The organism is Paenibacillus sp. CFBP13512 (assembly GCF_005233705.1).
In the GTDB taxonomy this organism is placed as follows: domain Bacteria; phylum Bacillota; class Bacilli; order Paenibacillales; family Paenibacillaceae; genus Saccharibacillus; species Saccharibacillus nuruki.
Map to the genome: position 1 here is coordinate 1 of NZ_QGAD01000028.1, position 15,279 is coordinate 15,279.

The 15,279-nt window shown below is 34.5% G+C and carries 23 protein-coding genes; 21 read left to right on the top strand and 2 right to left on the bottom strand.

The genetic code is table 11. The features are described from left to right. The first annotated feature begins 427 nt into the window (after window positions 1-427). The 5 genes from PaeCFBP13512_RS21975 to PaeCFBP13512_RS21995 all read left to right on the top strand — a co-directional run bounded on the left by PaeCFBP13512_RS21975 (window position 428) and on the right by PaeCFBP13512_RS21995 (window position 3,289). Complete coding sequence (locus tag PaeCFBP13512_RS21975; RefSeq protein ID WP_161594339.1) at window positions 428-1,231, top strand: hypothetical protein; 804 nt, start codon at window positions 428-430, stop codon at window positions 1,229-1,231. A gap of 88 nt (window positions 1,232-1,319) precedes the next feature. Beyond that, entirely contained in the window at window positions 1,320-1,745 is a 426-nt protein-coding gene (locus PaeCFBP13512_RS21980; protein ID WP_069329282.1) for a hypothetical protein, read from the top strand. Window positions 1,746-1,953: 208 nt separating this feature from the next. Further along, window positions 1,954-2,343 (top strand): LPD29 domain-containing protein, encoded by a 390-nt coding sequence (locus PaeCFBP13512_RS21985; protein ID WP_137225996.1) that lies wholly within the window; start codon window positions 1,954-1,956, stop codon window positions 2,341-2,343. A gap of 24 nt (window positions 2,344-2,367) precedes the next feature. Beyond that, entirely contained in the window at window positions 2,368-2,937 is a 570-nt protein-coding gene (locus tag PaeCFBP13512_RS21990; RefSeq protein ID WP_137225999.1) for a hypothetical protein, read from the top strand. Window positions 2,938-2,947: 10 nt separating this feature from the next. Continuing rightward, entirely contained in the window at window positions 2,948-3,289 is a 342-nt protein-coding gene (locus tag PaeCFBP13512_RS21995; protein WP_137226001.1) for an LPD29 domain-containing protein, read from the top strand. 80 nt (window positions 3,290-3,369) lie between these two features. On the opposite strand, the gene PaeCFBP13512_RS22000 is transcribed toward PaeCFBP13512_RS21995, so the two are convergent. Continuing rightward, window positions 3,370-4,368, bottom strand: a complete 999-nt coding sequence (locus PaeCFBP13512_RS22000) for a hypothetical protein (RefSeq protein WP_137226003.1) — start codon at window positions 4,366-4,368, stop codon at window positions 3,370-3,372. Between the two features lie 48 nt (window positions 4,369-4,416). After that, complete coding sequence (locus PaeCFBP13512_RS22005) at window positions 4,417-5,499, bottom strand: hypothetical protein (RefSeq protein WP_137226005.1); 1,083 nt, start codon at window positions 5,497-5,499, stop codon at window positions 4,417-4,419. A gap of 346 nt (window positions 5,500-5,845) precedes the next feature. On the opposite strand from PaeCFBP13512_RS22005, the gene PaeCFBP13512_RS22010 reads away from it, so the two are divergent. The 16 genes from PaeCFBP13512_RS22010 (at window position 5,846) to PaeCFBP13512_RS22085 (ending at window position 15,200) form a co-directional block, all read left to right on the top strand. Beyond that, complete coding sequence (locus PaeCFBP13512_RS22010; protein ID WP_069329287.1) at window positions 5,846-6,421, top strand: hypothetical protein; 576 nt, start codon at window positions 5,846-5,848, stop codon at window positions 6,419-6,421. 12 nt (window positions 6,422-6,433) lie between these two features. Beyond that, window positions 6,434-6,622 (top strand): hypothetical protein, encoded by a 189-nt coding sequence (locus PaeCFBP13512_RS22015; RefSeq protein ID WP_069329288.1) that lies wholly within the window; start codon window positions 6,434-6,436, stop codon window positions 6,620-6,622. 238 nt (window positions 6,623-6,860) lie between these two features. Further along, window positions 6,861-7,844: a hypothetical protein gene (locus PaeCFBP13512_RS22020; RefSeq protein ID WP_069329814.1), complete on the top strand. Its 984-nt coding sequence runs from the start codon at window positions 6,861-6,863 to the stop codon at window positions 7,842-7,844. A gap of 114 nt (window positions 7,845-7,958) precedes the next feature. Next, window positions 7,959-8,969 (top strand): hypothetical protein, encoded by a 1,011-nt coding sequence (locus PaeCFBP13512_RS22025; protein WP_137226007.1) that lies wholly within the window; start codon window positions 7,959-7,961, stop codon window positions 8,967-8,969. A gap of 61 nt (window positions 8,970-9,030) precedes the next feature. Then, on the top strand, window positions 9,031-9,495 hold the full coding sequence (locus PaeCFBP13512_RS22030; RefSeq protein ID WP_137226009.1) for a hypothetical protein: 465 nt from the start codon (window positions 9,031-9,033) through the stop codon (window positions 9,493-9,495). After that, a complete protein-coding gene (locus PaeCFBP13512_RS22035) occupies window positions 9,489-9,917 on the top strand; it encodes a hypothetical protein (RefSeq protein ID WP_137226011.1) in 429 nt (142 codons plus the stop codon). Before PaeCFBP13512_RS22030 ends, PaeCFBP13512_RS22035 begins: the two co-directional genes overlap by 7 nt. Window positions 9,918-9,927: 10 nt before the next feature. Continuing rightward, complete coding sequence (locus tag PaeCFBP13512_RS22040; protein WP_069329811.1) at window positions 9,928-10,395, top strand: hypothetical protein; 468 nt, start codon at window positions 9,928-9,930, stop codon at window positions 10,393-10,395. A gap of 22 nt (window positions 10,396-10,417) precedes the next feature. Next, complete coding sequence (locus PaeCFBP13512_RS22045; RefSeq protein WP_069329810.1) at window positions 10,418-11,248, top strand: hypothetical protein; 831 nt, start codon at window positions 10,418-10,420, stop codon at window positions 11,246-11,248. Window positions 11,249-11,276: 28 nt separating this feature from the next. Further along, window positions 11,277-11,471, top strand: a complete 195-nt coding sequence (locus PaeCFBP13512_RS22050; protein WP_137226013.1) for a hypothetical protein — start codon at window positions 11,277-11,279, stop codon at window positions 11,469-11,471. Between the two features lie 193 nt (window positions 11,472-11,664). Beyond that, the gene (locus PaeCFBP13512_RS22055; protein WP_069329808.1) at window positions 11,665-11,862 is read left to right on the top strand and encodes a hypothetical protein; all 198 of its coding nucleotides are present in this window, start codon (window positions 11,665-11,667) and stop codon (window positions 11,860-11,862) included. Between the two features lie 41 nt (window positions 11,863-11,903). After that, the gene (locus tag PaeCFBP13512_RS22060; protein WP_069329807.1) at window positions 11,904-12,248 is read left to right on the top strand and encodes a hypothetical protein; all 345 of its coding nucleotides are present in this window, start codon (window positions 11,904-11,906) and stop codon (window positions 12,246-12,248) included. Between the two features lie 59 nt (window positions 12,249-12,307). Continuing rightward, complete coding sequence (locus PaeCFBP13512_RS22065; protein WP_069329806.1) at window positions 12,308-12,640, top strand: hypothetical protein; 333 nt, start codon at window positions 12,308-12,310, stop codon at window positions 12,638-12,640. Window positions 12,641-12,791: 151 nt separating this feature from the next. Then, entirely contained in the window at window positions 12,792-13,160 is a 369-nt protein-coding gene (locus tag PaeCFBP13512_RS22070; protein ID WP_069329805.1) for a hypothetical protein, read from the top strand. A 43-nt stretch (window positions 13,161-13,203) separates the two neighbouring features. After that, window positions 13,204-13,686 carry a hypothetical protein gene (locus PaeCFBP13512_RS22075; RefSeq protein ID WP_069329804.1) on the top strand — a complete coding sequence of 161 codons (483 nt, stop codon included), beginning with the start codon at window positions 13,204-13,206 and terminating at the stop codon, window positions 13,684-13,686. 29 nt (window positions 13,687-13,715) lie between these two features. Beyond that, entirely contained in the window at window positions 13,716-14,861 is a 1,146-nt protein-coding gene (locus PaeCFBP13512_RS22080) for a TerD family protein (protein WP_137226015.1), read from the top strand. Between the two features lie 24 nt (window positions 14,862-14,885). Continuing rightward, the gene (locus PaeCFBP13512_RS22085) at window positions 14,886-15,200 is read left to right on the top strand and encodes a hypothetical protein (RefSeq protein WP_137226017.1); all 315 of its coding nucleotides are present in this window, start codon (window positions 14,886-14,888) and stop codon (window positions 15,198-15,200) included. Window positions 15,201-15,279: the final 79 nt, after the last annotated feature.

The window sequence follows — 15,279 nt, forward strand, 5'->3', positions numbered from 1 at the left end:
ATCTATTAAGATGTATTTGAGAAAAGTACTATTTATTGGATTATTATTCTAGTTATAGAATTATACATAAATATTTGTACGTTTGAGCGGGGGAATTTTTTATATTGTTATGTGGAACTCATATGCAGATCAAACCCAGAAAGAGTTTTTAGTTGATTGGATCGAACACTATATTTTAAAATCGACCAGTATAAGTTGGATAGAAAAAGGAATTTTTATATATCTGCTTACTGGAAAGTCTTCAAAAAAGGATATCTACAGTAGTCATGTAGATACGGCATTCGACATAAGTATATCGCTTCGAAAATTAATGAGTAACAAATTTATAACGTACAATAAGGATTCGCATAAATATGATCTAGTGATCGATTTCTCTAAAACTCTATTTGCATTTAAATTAACGCAAGACGATACACTAAACAGTTTAATGGATGATCCAGACATTTCTTACGCAGCGAAAGGGCTTATTACTTTTATTAGCACCTATAGTAACCTGCAAATTTCTATTAAAAGCGTTCTGAAGTATTCTTCAGCTACAGAATTAGAATTGATGACAATTGTTAATGAGTTGATAGATGCAGGATACTTGTATGGTAACAAACATACAGTTAGTTTAAATAGTTCATTTCCTAGTACTAATTTGAGTTTGATAAAGAGTCGAATAGAACAAATATATCAAGATGCTTTGAAGAGCCAACTGATTCTCTATTTGTCTGATTGTAATCCTAACCACTTTAAAGGCTGGAGTGATTTGTTATATTCTCGCTGTTACAATCTATCAATATTACAGATTGCTATAATAGCCAGCGATAATGTATCGTTGTATAAACTATTAGACCATAATATTATTACAGACTATACTCCTTACGATCCTTTAAAAATAGCATACCTTTTCCATAACCATAGTTCCTTATCTATTTTGTTAGGTAGTTCTGCTATTACAGAGAATAGTAAAAATGTATATGAATTATTTGCAAAAATGATTATGGACAATCAGCCCTTTGAGTATATTAATTATTTTTTGGATTTAGTCGATAATAAAAGTAGGGTGTCTTGGATCTCATATCTTATGATGCCTGCTATGTATTGTAAACGTTATGATCTACTTAAAAGACTACTGGAAATAGGAGCAGACCCCTGTCAGAATGTCTCCAGCCATCAAACCTTATTTGACTTAGCTGTTCGTCAAGAAGATGTGGATGCCATACTGCTCATGAAAGAGTACAAGTAATTCAACATCATAATAATCATGCGAAGCACGCATTTAGCTATAAGCTATTTGTGTGCTTTTTTATATTTATAATTACAGGAGGAAGACAATGATCAATTTAAACCCGACAAGAAACGGATACTTTCAGAAGACACAACATGTATTTACACCAACTTACAACAGCTATTTAAATGCTACATATACCATTACATCCCTGGAAGAGTATCGCTTTTGGCTCAGTTGGGTATCGATGAGTATTATTGCGTATAAAGATGAGGTATTTGCAAAACAAGAAGTTACAAACGATATAGAAATTAAAATACTCGAAGATACTTGGAATCAGTTGATTGCTGATCCGTTTATCGGAAACCTGATCTTATCCTTTAAAGAGTTTGAATCTCAAGTTATAATAGATAGCCTTATTGAAAATAGTTACTATAAAGATGAAATAGAGTTATCTAAGCTTAATCAGCAAAGATTATACTACTTGAATCGTTTTAAAAGTACCCTCAACGTAAATCTAAAATTTAGATAAGCTCTTTTACCAGAAATAACTATATGATATACTCAATTACATAAATTGAATTATATTATTAAAGAATCTGGCAAGCGCTGGATTAACTTTTTCAAAATGCATCTCTCAAGGATGATCAATCTGCTTAACTTTTATTTTAAGTTGAGTGCTATTGATTTTTTGAGAGATGCATTTTTGCGTCTAATTATAATGTGAGGAGAGATTTAAAATGAAATTATGTTCTACTCCAGCTATAGTAGCTAAGATCGCAAGAGGTATTTTGAAGAAAAGGTTTCCTGCTACAAAATTTTCAGTAAGAGCAAATGCATATGCACTTACCTTATCTGTTACTTGGGATGATGGTGTAATGAAAGAACATGTAACCCAAGCAATAGAGTGGTTAGAAAAAGACTTTGTTTGGGAAAACCAAGAATATAACAACTCTTTGTATATAACGTATGAACGAAATTTAAGTCCAGAAAGAAAAGCAATTATTCATAATCGACTAGTTGACGAGAAGATTGATACGGAGTGGTTTGGTGAATTCAGAAGTACTTTTCTAAGATCTGCTGAAAGACGGCTTATTCAAGAATTTGTACTTAGTGATGGAATCAAATAATTATATAAAATGGAGGAATATCCTATGACTATTAACAAAGAAGATATGAAAGTGGTTAGAACAATGAGTATTGAAAATACTTCATCCGATTTATGGGCAATTAATCTAACGTGGAGTAAGACAGAAGAAGGTAAAATTGCTACTTGCCCTGTGTTATCTGGAACACTTCACTTTTACGCGAAAGGTCATACTTTGGAAGAGGTCATTGAACAAATGAAAATGACCGTCATCTCAGAGTCATTACATTTAATCCATAATCCTATTGTTGAATTAATCCAACAACCTAAACAAGGATTCTTTCAAATGGATTTATTGGATTCTATAGAGCAGATTAGACTTATGCAATTTAGAATGATAGCTGCCGATCAACATTGGCATGTGCAATTTAATGAAGCCGTCAAACTTAATGAAATAGCCAGTATAGATAAAGTGGCTCAGTATGGGGACATGTGCGTTATCTCTACACTAGAAGTACCAAATTATCATATAGTATCCATAGTTACAGATGGCTACTCGAAATTTATTTTTAATGGAACAAGTCAAGAAGTGTGCGAATTCATTAATTCAAGAATGGCTGAAAACACTGTATCATGAAGGAGAACGTATGATCTATCAAACTGCATATCAAACTGCTGAACATCTAAAAGAGATTTTAAAAAACGAATTTCCTGCTACTACATTTACAGTGAATGTAGATAAAAATCATATACTTTCCAATATAAATATTCTATGGAAAGATGGGCCTCTATCAGTTGACGTTCACCGTACAGTAGATTGGATGAAAGGTAGTTACATCTTAAAAGGTATTCACTATAGTAGTGTTGAGAATATAAGTTATGATAGACAACGAAGTACCAGCAAGGAAGAGAATACAGACTTTCAATTCTTTGATCTTATAGATCTGGTAGGAGAAGTCATTAAAGCAATCTGGAAATTTGTCTTCTGAATTATTCTGATTTGATAGAAAACTTAAAAAGCCGTTTACTCATGATGTATAATCCACATCACAAGTAAACGGCTTTTTCTTCATCCTGCTAATTTCTGACCATGATCTAAAAGCTCTAACATGGAAACATACGGCAACATTGATTGATCCAATAATCCGTTACGTACCTTCAAAGAAAATTCTTCAAGTGTACCGAGATAGCCTGGCATTTCTACAAATCTGTCTTTTAATCCACGGTAAGTAGTTAGATAATGATTCCCTAACAGGGGTCCTAAAACCATATAACTACCTGAAGACTGAATATTGACCATACCTGAAAGCATAGCTTCACCAGAGATATTAGCATGGAGGCTAATACGTACAGATCCGTTGAGTTTCACATTACCTTCAATAACTGCATAATCGTAAACATGCACGTCTCCACCAATTTGAACAGAACCCCGAACTTCTGCTTGACCATAAATTTTAACATATCCACCGATAGATGCATTCTCATGAATCAAAGTATTTCCGTAACACTCAACATAATCTAAAACAACAGCAGAACCATGAATAGTGCAATACTCGCTTATATTGGCATGACCTCCTATGCAAGCATACCCACCAATTTCTGCATAGCCACGTATTTTAGCATAATGTGTGATACAAGCATGATCTAAGACGCGAGCGTGGTCTAATATTACTGAATAGCCCATCACAGTAGATGACCCGGAAACAGTAGAATAGCCTCCTATAGAAGAATAGTCCCCCGCGATTGCTTGATCACTAATTTTCGCATGATCATAAATGCAGGCATGATTTTGAACCATTGCGTTTCCAAACACATGAGCATTACCATAGGCAGAACCAAAATCTAAAAGTTGCGCATTATCAAACACTCTAGCCTGCTGGTAAGCTGAAGCATTGGGATGCAGCCAGCTGTTACCCTTCTGACTAAGATTGCCTGTATGCTCAACCCAACCTCCTAAATCGCCTGCTTTAACTATCATAGTAGGAGTAAGTATATCTTTAAGAGCTTTGATTTGATGTAATGTTATGCCTTTATACACTCTAGTATTATCAGTTAATACGTATTTCATCATAGGGTATTCCTTTCTAATAACTTACTCTTTAGGACATTGATTCAATTAGCTTCCACAAGAACTGCACGAACTACTGCTACAAGAACTACTGCTACAAGAACTACTGCTACAAGAACTTCCACTACACGAACTACTAGGATTTCCATCATCGCTTGAATCTTTTGAACCATTAGAACTTTTAGATCCGTTAGACTTGGAAACACTAACAGTACGGGAATTTCCAACAAGATTATTCCATATTTCCGTTTTTTCTTGTAATTGGGATTCTAAAAGTCTTGAATGATGAAGTGGTGAAGATTCAGGAGTTATAAACCCTACTGACGCTAACATATTTAATGAATTCCGCATCGCTTTATTCATACCAGGATAGTTATTTACTGAAGATTGACTCTTCAATATGGATTGTTTAATTAGAAGGATCAATAACTCTTGTATACTAGCAAATTGGTCATTTGTAGCGACATTAAAATAGGCTTTTAATAAATACGAGTCCAGCGAATTAGAAAAGTCTAATAGAACTTCCTCACTAAGTGAATACCGATGGAACGCTCTCAAGTGTATTTGATTCTCTTGATCCACTTTAAATAAAAGACTATAAACAAAATCAAAAAAAGCACGATCTTCTGAACTGATTTCTTCATTCTTCCGGGTAACATTAGGACGATGATGGATAAAATGACCACAGAATGAATCACAAAACTGCTGGTAATCTGCTGTAAACATCAACATTTCATGCCATAGGATATCAACCAGTGGACTATACATGGGTGTCGACTTAAATAGAGCACTCATGAAAAAAAAACGTTTTAACTCTAAAAGAAGCCAATCGTACTGGATATCATCTATGTACGGATGATGCTTCATGACTCTTTCTTTTACGTGCGTAAAGTATTCTGCTCTAAAGGAGTCCTCGATAAAGGCTTCGATACGATCTGCATTATTTTTGCCCAATACGGACGGATGATTAGATGAGAAAGGAATATCGATACGATTCAGATTACACTTGAATTCTTTATTAAACTCAATGGTGTCAGGTGCTGGGTTAAGCGTAGAAGGAGTACTAATCTGTTCATTGATTACATCCTTTTTCGTTATAAACAACATGTTAAACCATTTTTTTAGATCCATTTTCATCCTCCTAAAATAAAAAAAGCACCACGTATAGCTAAATAAGCCATACGTGGTGCTTCCACTGTGAGTTGTATTCAATTCATTTATCTATAATATAATCGATTAAATAATTTGTGTATATATGTTTGCGATGATATTATAGTAATATTCTACAACAAATTTCATACCCTCTAAGCAAGCGCTAAGAGAATTCTCTTTTAAAATGCACTTCTCAAGTGATCAATCCACATGTCTTTTCTTTATGACATCAGGCTGATAATTTGAGAAGCGCATTTTTTTTGTGCTTAAAAAGATATATAAGGAGGATCGTCTACTTTTAAAATCATATTATAAGGAGAACATTATGTTAAATTGTGCAGTGCATTATGAAAAAATCAAAGTATTTATGTTACAAGAATTGTCTTTTAAATCAGTTTCATTTCCACTTAAGCAGCTCAAAGATAATACTTATCACGGTACTGTCTACTGCAACGAACACATTCGTACATTAAAACGCGAAGAAACAGGTATTATTGATAGTTTTTCGATAGAAAATGCAGATCCAAGTTGCTACTTATTTAGAATTAAAATGCAATCTGGTCAACTCTTAGAAGCACAGACGGCTCATTATCAAGCCATCTATCCTTTAATAAAATGGATTGAAGCTTCTCAAACTACTGCTGTACTAGACAAAGATCTAGGAGATGTATTTTACCTGGTCAATCACACATCGTTAAGACCAGAAATCATTCCTTATCGATTAGCAGTTAGCCCATCGTATTCTGATTATCCGTTATGTTTGGTGAATATGAGTACTGGGAATAAAAATCAAATTAAAGAATTATCAGATGATTGGGAAACATGGTCGTTTGTATTTAGAAATATGAATGATGCACTCCTGTATAGTCAAAAATCAGAAAAACTGAGTATCTTAAATTAGGGAGATGACCGTATGAATACAACTGCAAGTTTGACACGAATTATATTTTCTTTGTTTGGAGAGATAGAATATTTCTCTACTGCGCTTAATGAACGCGAAGGGATCAATGCATTTTGGGATCTGTATGGTCGATCTAATCAAAACTCGACCAATAGTATTATTAAAATAGTATCGGTAGGTCAAATACCTGCGACACGTTAAAACAAATAGTAAGTTATACGAAAGCTGAAGATCGCCATCATTGGAGTGATCTTCAGCTTTTTTCTTTGCACATAAACGCTGTTTACATTTACTGTATTTATTGATAATTATTTTATTATATGGTAGACTACAAGACAAAATATTACTGTTACATAATATGTAATATTTTACTCAATTAAGGTAGTGGAGGTGTATCAAAAAGTAAGCGTTACCAAAATAAAATAAAAGGGGTTTTTTTATGAAGAAATTTATCGCTCTTATTGTACCTACTGCTTTGTTTTTATCTCTAACATTGGGTATGTCTTCAGTACAAGCAGAGGATCAAACAGTTTCACAGGTAACTAACATTCAACAAGAAGCTATTTACAAAATCACACCTGCTGATAAAGAGTGGGCTAACTTTACAAGTAAACAAGAAAAAGTAGATGCCACTAGAATACCTGCTGATGTACTGAGTAAAATGACAACTGACGAAGTAGTAGAGGCAGTACTTACCTATCCATTGCTTACTGATATCTATGCATTTGATTCGACTGAAGCTGGATTAAGTGTTCTAGCAGAACAATCAGACGCTTTTAGAGAGCTACAAACAAGAGAGGATGCAGAGCAAAAGCTGAACGAACGACTTCAAATGAGAAGTTTAACGACAGAAAATGCTTTGCAACCACGAACTATTGATATGTTGTTGTCGGATAAACAAATTAGTAGTTCTCAAAGTCTTCAAGCAAGTGCAGTACCAGGAAGCAGTGCTACCGTTCATACAGTTAAAACACCTAAAGGAAGTTCAGTAACGGCGCACAAATATTCACCTGATTTTACTACAGCAGAAAAAAATGAATTAAAAAGAACCTTTTTAAGCTCTTATCCTAATGCACAATTTGTTTCTAATGCTACCGTGAATTACAATTGTCACTCGTATGCTTTTTACTCTAGGCTAACTACCAATCCATACTGGATCGAAGATCCTTCACCTTATATGAAAGATGGTTCTTATGCAGTCGTTTTTAGTCCAGTAAGTGCAAGTATAGGAACGAGAGTATACTTTGATCATCCAGACTATACAAAAACTCATAGTGCTGTGGTGACGGGTACTCCAAGTCCAGGTAGTCCTGCACAAAATTTCACAGTCACTTCAAAATGGGGAAAGGCTCCATTATTCAAGCATGTTGCGAAAGATTCCCCATATTCAATGAATAATATTAAATTATATAACGCAAATTAAAAAACAGGTTAGGTCTATATGTATAGATCTAACCTGTTTTTCTATAACTAATGTAAAATACAATCTGATATGTTACCATTATATTTAATTACAAAACGTATCAGGGAGAATACTATGAATATATTTGATGATTATGATCAAAAGTTAGATCAACTACATAAAGCACATGAAGCGATCATAGAGCATTTCCATGAATTGCCTGATGCTTCGTATCAAGCCTTTAGCGTAGAGGCTGAAATACGTAATTTTTCACTTCGTAAAGAGCGATTAAGCATAATTCCATCTAAAACGTCCTGCCACTTATGCGATCAATTTTTAGCTTACGAAGAAGTACCAACTAAGTTAGGGAAGAAGAAAAGCTTTAATATCTGCTCCAAGTGCATTGACACCATAAGCTTGGTTCGCGGAACGACTGAATTTGAAATGGTTCATGAACTTCAGAAAAATACACTGAATCAAGATATAACAGGAGCACTTCACCCTCTAATCAAAGATCATCTCATTCGACAATCAGAGAAGTGCTGGCTTATTCATGATGTTGTGTATGACTTATATTATAAAAAGGGTAGAACTAGAGAAGCCCTAGATCAATCATGGATTGAAGACATTGAGAAGCGATTGGCTCTGCTAAAACAGCAACTTGTTATAATGGCTGACTTGAATTACAAGCTACCGGATTCTTACATGCAAGACTATAGTCATAAAGCGCAAATTAAAGATCTAGAAGGGAAACTAGAGCGTATAGATGGAGGTCTCTTACCGTATCGTTGTTCTCATTGTGGCAGTTGGATTAAAGAAGCCGGTAGACCCACTTTTTACGGAACATATACGATTTGTATGCCCTGCAAAAAAGTTTTAAGAGGAGTTATGACAATTCCAGAAGCAGAAAAGAAATATGATTTAAGATCAGGAACTATAAGACGTGATATTACACGAGGCAAGCTTACATGTTATGAGGATGCCAAGTTATTACGCCGATCAGGATCAATATGGATACTCCATGAAATAGTCGTTCAGGATAAATACAAAGAATTGCCGGAACATACATCGACCACTTCCGGATACGCTGAAATTCCTAACGATCTACTGGAACGTTCCAGAAGTGTATTCAATCGTCTAAAATAAAACCTTTGGCCCTAGAATTCTTTATTGAAGAACTTCTTGATTTAATGTAAACTTGTTTTAAATGAATAATGAATTAGAGGGAAGCACCCTTACTGTCCAACAGGCAGTAGGGGTGCTTTTTTTCGTGTTTATGCAAATTGAAGGAGGGAATACCATCATGCTTTTATTGAAGCCTGACCCGCACGTCTGGTTACTGTCATTGCAACGTATATCAGAAGTTATTCAAACACGTTTAGAAACGATGCCAACTAACGAATCCTTATCCTGCTTGTTTTCACTTTGTGAATACTTTATCCATAAAATTCAGCAGTCCGGTCTATTTATCGTTTTTGAACCTACAGATATTATCGTTATAACAGCTATAACAGAAGAACACTCGAATTATATTGGAGAAATGTATCCACTAGAAGATTTTGAACAAGGTAAAGAATCGAAAGAAGAATTACTTAGCTCAGGATTTATATATATACACCAATGGGGATACCTCAAGCTTCATAAGAAACTGGAGGACTTAAGATCATGCTAGATTGGCAATTCGTATTTAATAAAGTAAAGCAGATGGATCAAGAAACATCATACTTTAAAATTGGTCTCACACTACAAGAAGAGCAGCTATTTAAAGAGGTCTATGATGCCATCCAAAAGCTAGTAAACACTACTACTCCTGTAAACAGTACAAAAATTGGTATCGATGGAGCGCAGATCAGGCTTTCAGTAGATTATTCTAAACTGCACCTAGAAGTTATAAATTTTTTTGGAGTTGCTGATCCCATGACTCCTTATGCCTGGAGTTTTCACGTTGAATCTTCATTGCAAAACGATGTAAGAATCGTCCAACAACAAATTTATAAGGACTCCGAATTCTATATTAATGAATCTCCGGCTATTCACCAACTAAATGAGCTACTACTTCAACTCTACCATCAACAAAATAGAGTCATTGTCTAAAGGAGCGCCTATGAACCCTATCATGCATACCCAAAGCAATCGACCTCACGCTAAATGGAGTCAGTTTGTTTTAGTACTTATGTATCTCTTTCCAGTTATAGAATCTGTTCGCACCGTGAAACCTGAACTGCTACAACAATTAGCAACCCGTCGAGAAGAATGGTTTCCTTCATTTTCATTTGTAGAGTTTTTTACGTTTATCACAAATAGTAAAGGCACCGAGCAATTCTTTACGGTTCTTGTACAAGGGATAGGTAATCTTATTTCTTCTTCAGTTGTATTCTTATTTACACCTATCACCATGTATTCTATAGCGATCATTGCTTTCATCGGTACTGCTATTGTTTACCAACGGTCTTTAAAAGGAAACAAACATCCGTGGTATCGTATAAGACTTCGCCATTTTACGATGGCATTGATTCTACTTCTGGTTCTGCCTATGATTGCTCATCTGGTCTACTCTGTAGTCGTCCATTAATAAAAAATAAAGGATGATCGAAATGCAACATTGGAATTTTAAAGAAAAGGAACTGCATCATATTCAATCCTGCTTGAATGAAGGAAGAATCGTACTTATTCAGGGCGATAACATGCATGATCTTCAATTATTAAAAGACGATCTTACCGCTATGAGCGATGTACCCGTTTTTGAACACCACATATACCAATCTATCGAAGAGTTATGCATGGCTGTAGAACATCCTAAAGCCAAAATTATTCTTTTCTATGCCAATGTGCATCATAGCGATTTTGAGCTTTATCTTGAAATCCAAGAAGCTATTATTGAAAGCGTCTATCCAGCTATCGGCATTTTTATAGAACTAAATGATCATAAAGTACTTAATTATCACTATCAATCGACTCATGAGATTATCTTACGACAAGCCAGCGATCGCTTAAAACGATATGAGTTAAAGCAAAATGAAAGTCAACCTCATCAAAGTCATATCGCACCATTAGATCCGCGTAAATACACTCTCAATCAGTTGACTCTAGCTGAGCAAATGGCTGTTCGCTTGGCATACATGAACACAGGGATCGAAAAAGGGGGCATCATGGGTTGGTATCAGACCGGTGAGCCAGTCATAACCGATATTGCTCCATTAAAATCTTACGCGTTGATAGGCTGTAAGCATCGTATACATGGTAGCGAATGGTTTCAAAATTGGTTGATTTCTGTTGAAGCTGCTTTAAAGCAAATCACTCTTGTTAAAGATATAGATAATTATCCTGCTTCTCTTAAAAGCTTAGAACGTGTCTACTCTTATTGGGAGGATCGGATGAACTACTTTGATACATTGATCAAAACTGTTCATTCAGCTGCACTATGAAATCAAATGCAAGATGAGGAGTACCGGTATGAAAAGCATAAAAGGATTATTAGAATGGATAAAACAATTTTTTATAGGTATTGGTGTACTTTTATTTATGCTATCTCTCTGGTTCATAGCACTTCCTTATGCGACAGGCAAATTAGACCAGTATCTTATACTCTACATTCAATTTTTTTTGGATTTAAAAGATATGCTTATGGTTGTTTATCGTCCACATTAAAGGAGCTATCAAAAAATGAACGACGTATGGTGTGAGTCCCATAGGAATGAAGGTCAGTTAGAAATAGGATTGGGACGTTCGAATACTATATGTGAACGAAGCCTCCCAGATTGGATGCCTCATGAAGCAAAAGAATATTAAATCCTTCCATGTAAAATTAAAATCATATATAAGGATACTGCCTATTCTATGTATGACTTTTGTTTTCGTAGGGATTGTACTTATCTATTTTAACGAACAACATCCGATCGCTTACCTGAATCAACTGCCAGCTGTATCCCTTTTCATGCAGGAATGGCTTACATTTTTACCTAGCCCTAGCAGCAAAGAATATTCGATGATGGAACATTCGTTATTTCAGCTTGCTCTAGATAAATTATTTCATCATTAGCACTATAATCTGCATCAATAAGATTTGAGAGGAAGTTATTCATGAGAATTAAAAATAACGAGTATGCAGCTCTTGCAATCATTATAGTCATACTTCTTTTTTTTATAGGACTTTTACATCTGACAAAACCGATTAATCCACAAAGCACTGAGAACAAAAAAATCGTTGTGCAAACCGTGGGAACGATTGAATCCGTATCTCAAACGATCAAGCCAGGACTATTTTCAGATGTTATCATGCAAACAATTACGGTGGGTGGCAATAAATATACGTTAAATGGCTACACAACCACATTTAAAAAGAATCAATGGGTCACTTTTTCTTATATAGAAGGAACTAACAATATAAGGGAAATTCAAATTCAAGAAAGTAAATCTATAGAATGACATGATATAGATTCTCAAAAAAAAGCTACTGGAAATATAGACTTGAAAGGATGCTAAAAATGTTCAACAAAACCTTTGAATCAATCGCCCAATTACGAAGAGCTTCTATCCTGCTAGTAATTCTTTGTTGTATATGTGTTTGCATCTTACTTATTTTAGATCATCAAAATCTCATTCCTACAAACACAACTATTCAATTATCTGGAACAATTGAATCTGTCTCTCAAACGATCGAGCCGGGACTGTTTTCTGATGAAATTAAGCAAACCATTATGGTTGGTGGCAACATGTATACGATAGATGGATACACAACCATATTTAAAGAAAATCAATTTGTTACTTTTTCTTATATAGAAGGAAACCATAATATTCAAAAAATCGTGATTCAGTAAAGCTAAAAAATCTAGAACGGAGTACCATTTGGACAGGGTAAGGTGAAGCAGTAGATTTTATATTCTTCTATTACAAAAGTGCTCAACATAACAGCTCCAATCGATCTGAACAAAACAAATCAAAAAGCTATGTCTAAGGAGACCGTTAATAATGATCAGCCCTACATCTCACAACCACGTACCTCAAAAGCCATCACATGCAGTGAACTATAAAAAAATTCTTACTTATACCCTTATTTCAATAATGGGACTTACCCTTATTACTACTATTTTTCTTTTTTTCTACAATGAAAATGTAGAATTCGAAGCTTCCAAATATGATGTGAATGGGAATGTTACTTCAATTAGTAAAGAATATGAAAATAAGACGCTCAACAAAGGCATGGTTAATTACTATATTGTAGTCAATGCACAAACTATAAAATTACCTTATTCATGGGGAAAAGATTTAGAAATCGGTCAGTATGTACAAATTCAAGGAAATAAAAACGAACTAACCAGCCTTAAAATTGTTAATTAGTCAATCGTAATACAATATACTATCCACTAAAGGGGTTAACCTAATGAGTAAATTAAATATCATGCGAACAATAATCGATAGATCTACTAAATTGATCACTGTAGTTCCTACTACGGTGGCTGGTCTGCTTCAAGCAAAGCAGGAAGATCGCATCCTATATTTAAAAACAATGTCACAAGATACATTAATAAGTACGTTCAAATGGTTTACATATGTACTTTTAGCAGGTAACTTAATGCATTCAGCAAATAAGCTACATATTGAAATTCCTGCCGAAGTTCAACTATATCTCGAATCCATTGAATCCGAATGCAGTGATCGAAAAATCACTGTAACCTTAATTTCAGAAATAGTAGACGCTCAACTACCAAACTTATCAAAATCAACGTTGATCCAAATTATTTTATTTGGAGCTACACTAATTATAAATCCGGATATCTCTGCAAAAATTTTACTCTCTTCCATTTTGCTTCAAGCTGCTTTATATTTTACCAATATCAAGCTTCCATCATCATTTCAAAAGTAGTCCAATTAGATTTTAAAGGAGTGTACAACATGATTATTAGTAAAGGTCAAAAAATTGATGTTACTAAAGGAAATAGTGTAGCGAAAGTTGCTGTAGGATTACGTTGGGAAAGTAACGATCCTACACTAGATATTAATGTATCTGCCTTTTTATTAGATCAGCAAGGTCGCTGTAATGCAGATGAGGATATGATCTTTTACAACCAACCTTTAAGTCGCAATCAAGCCGTATCTCATGTAGAAAAACGTCATGATGATCGAGAAAGTATAGATATCACATTTTCATCATTGCCTAAAGACATTGCTAAAATTGCTATTACGTTAACCATCCATGAGGGAGAAGCGTTAGGACAATCTTTTGCAAACGTAAAAAATGCAGAGTGTCGTATCTATTTGAACGAAAAAGAAGAATATGCTGTATTTCCTTTCGGTGAAGGTTTAAATCAGGAAACGGCTATCGTTGTAGGTGAATTGTATATGCACCAGAACGAGTGGAAGTTTAACGCTATTAGTAGTGGCTATACAGGTGGTTTATCGGCTTTAGTACAAAGCTTTGGCTTATCACTTGAATCAGAAGCAGAAAAACCTGTAACTCCTATACAAGCGCCTATTGCACCAATGATCTTGGATCTACAAAAGAAGCAATCTATCAATATCGTAAAATCAACAAAAGTGACAGCCACCTTGGAGTGGGATAGTAAAAAAGATTTAGATCTCTATTGTTTTTACGTAACTAAACAAGGAGAAATGGGGAAAATCTATTATCAAAATCTAGGATCGGCTACAGAGTCACCTTATATTTCTTTAGATGGCGATGCCGGAGCCAATGGAAAAGAAACGATCGTTATTCATCGACCAGAAGAACTGCATTACGTTCTCATTGCTGCTTACAGTGCGATAAGTAATGGAGTGGGTAGTTTTAAGTCGATGAAAGCTAAAGCTGTTGTAGATAACCATCAGGGGCAAATTATCACATCACCTTTATATGAAAACAATATGTTTGCTTATTGGGTAGCCATTGCGAAAATTGATTTTACTGCTCCCAATGAAATGAGCATTATTCAGATAGAAGAATACTCTAAAGCAGGAGTAGAAAAAAGTCCGCTACTCTATGAAGATGGTAGTTTTAAAATGAATGTAGGGCCAGCGGAATTCAAAAGAAAGAAAAAAAAATAAGCTAATCGCATAAGGAGCAATACATTGACTCTATCTAAAAAATATTCGTTCTATATACTAACTTCTTTGTTATTGGGTGCATTAACTTGTGCGATTTATTTGGTCTTGCATATATTTAGTGGATCTTCTATTCCAGCAGATTGGAAAACATCGATACAACCTGTAACCATACCCACGAGTTCGATGTATCATCACTGGTTTATTCAATCTCTATTATTAGGTAGTATCGTTTTTGCACTCAGTTTGTTATTTTGTTTTTTAATCATTGTACTCAAGAAAAAAACATTAAATAGGAAACTAATTCGTACATCATTAGTTAAAGAAAGTAATGGTAAATAACAAAACTAGAAATCGGTCTATAAATTTCAACCTTTATTTTTATAGTAATCAATTAACAGCAGAATGACTTTAAAATGTA

What these genes read in the sequence shown, in the direction of transcription:
- PaeCFBP13512_RS22060 (WP_069329807.1), top strand. Translation starts at nt 11,904, where the DNA reads ATGAGAATTAAAAATAACGAGTATGCAGCTCTTGCAATCATTATAGTC.
- PaeCFBP13512_RS22015 (WP_069329288.1), top strand. Translation starts at nt 6,434, where the DNA reads ATGAATACAACTGCAAGTTTGACACGAATTATATTTTCTTTGTTTGGA.
- PaeCFBP13512_RS22040 (WP_069329811.1), top strand. Translation starts at nt 9,928, where the DNA reads ATGAACCCTATCATGCATACCCAAAGCAATCGACCTCACGCTAAATGG.
- PaeCFBP13512_RS22030 (WP_137226009.1), top strand. Translation starts at nt 9,031, where the DNA reads ATGAATAATGAATTAGAGGGAAGCACCCTTACTGTCCAACAGGCAGTA.
- PaeCFBP13512_RS21985 (WP_137225996.1), top strand. Translation starts at nt 1,954, where the DNA reads ATGAAATTATGTTCTACTCCAGCTATAGTAGCTAAGATCGCAAGAGGT.
- PaeCFBP13512_RS22055 (WP_069329808.1), top strand. Translation starts at nt 11,665, where the DNA reads ATGACTTTTGTTTTCGTAGGGATTGTACTTATCTATTTTAACGAACAA.
- PaeCFBP13512_RS21990 (WP_137225999.1), top strand. Translation starts at nt 2,368, where the DNA reads ATGACTATTAACAAAGAAGATATGAAAGTGGTTAGAACAATGAGTATT.
- PaeCFBP13512_RS22005 (WP_137226005.1), bottom strand. Translation starts at nt 5,499, where the DNA reads ATGGATCTAAAAAAATGGTTTAACATGTTGTTTATAACGAAAAAGGAT.
- PaeCFBP13512_RS22020 (WP_069329814.1), top strand. Translation starts at nt 6,861, where the DNA reads ATGAAGAAATTTATCGCTCTTATTGTACCTACTGCTTTGTTTTTATCT.
- PaeCFBP13512_RS22010 (WP_069329287.1), top strand. Translation starts at nt 5,846, where the DNA reads ATGTTAAATTGTGCAGTGCATTATGAAAAAATCAAAGTATTTATGTTA.
- PaeCFBP13512_RS22025 (WP_137226007.1), top strand. Translation starts at nt 7,959, where the DNA reads ATGAATATATTTGATGATTATGATCAAAAGTTAGATCAACTACATAAA.
- PaeCFBP13512_RS21995 (WP_137226001.1), top strand. Translation starts at nt 2,948, where the DNA reads ATGATCTATCAAACTGCATATCAAACTGCTGAACATCTAAAAGAGATT.
- PaeCFBP13512_RS22035 (WP_137226011.1), top strand. Translation starts at nt 9,489, where the DNA reads ATGCTAGATTGGCAATTCGTATTTAATAAAGTAAAGCAGATGGATCAA.
- PaeCFBP13512_RS22050 (WP_137226013.1), top strand. Translation starts at nt 11,277, where the DNA reads ATGAAAAGCATAAAAGGATTATTAGAATGGATAAAACAATTTTTTATA.
- PaeCFBP13512_RS21980 (WP_069329282.1), top strand. Translation starts at nt 1,320, where the DNA reads ATGATCAATTTAAACCCGACAAGAAACGGATACTTTCAGAAGACACAA.
- PaeCFBP13512_RS22065 (WP_069329806.1), top strand. Translation starts at nt 12,308, where the DNA reads ATGTTCAACAAAACCTTTGAATCAATCGCCCAATTACGAAGAGCTTCT.
- PaeCFBP13512_RS22045 (WP_069329810.1), top strand. Translation starts at nt 10,418, where the DNA reads ATGCAACATTGGAATTTTAAAGAAAAGGAACTGCATCATATTCAATCC.
- PaeCFBP13512_RS22080 (WP_137226015.1), top strand. Translation starts at nt 13,716, where the DNA reads ATGATTATTAGTAAAGGTCAAAAAATTGATGTTACTAAAGGAAATAGT.
- PaeCFBP13512_RS22070 (WP_069329805.1), top strand. Translation starts at nt 12,792, where the DNA reads ATGATCAGCCCTACATCTCACAACCACGTACCTCAAAAGCCATCACAT.
- PaeCFBP13512_RS22000 (WP_137226003.1), bottom strand. Translation starts at nt 4,368, where the DNA reads ATGAAATACGTATTAACTGATAATACTAGAGTGTATAAAGGCATAACA.
- PaeCFBP13512_RS21975 (WP_161594339.1), top strand. Translation starts at nt 428, where the DNA reads ATGGATGATCCAGACATTTCTTACGCAGCGAAAGGGCTTATTACTTTT.
- PaeCFBP13512_RS22075 (WP_069329804.1), top strand. Translation starts at nt 13,204, where the DNA reads ATGAGTAAATTAAATATCATGCGAACAATAATCGATAGATCTACTAAA.